Origin of the sequence: Ruminococcus sp. 210702-SL.1.03, assembly GCF_020559915.1 — a bacterium.
In the GTDB taxonomy this organism is placed as follows: domain Bacteria; phylum Bacillota; class Clostridia; order Oscillospirales; family Ruminococcaceae; genus YE71.
In genome coordinates this window covers 1-254 of the sequence record NZ_JAJCLZ010000175.1, presented here as the reverse complement: position 1 = coordinate 254, position 254 = coordinate 1, and the positions used below count along the sequence as shown (strand labels likewise).

Annotated in this window: 1 protein-coding gene; it reads left to right on the top strand. The window is 56.7% G+C overall.

Going from position 1 to position 254, the window contains the following annotated elements; genetic code table 11:
- Positions 1 to 254: hypothetical protein (locus tag LI114_RS13995; protein WP_227221166.1), on the top strand; the 254-nt coding region annotated here is incomplete at both ends.

The window sequence follows — 254 nt, the reverse complement described above, 5'->3', positions numbered from 1 at the left end:
CTGCGACAGCGTACAGCCCGAAGGCGAGGTGTCGCAGGGCACGATAAACCGCAGCGTACTGTCTGACATCATTGCAGAACATAACGCGCAATCGTCGCAAAAATTCGCGCTCGGAAATGTAGAAATGGCGGGTTTTCCCGAGGGCAGTGCGTATGACTGGGGCGTGACGTTCGACGTGCTTCGTGCGCTGTTTGTTGACACGTTGGGCGGCGAGATACGTTTGCGGAAAGTCGGCGACACGCGCTGTATTGACT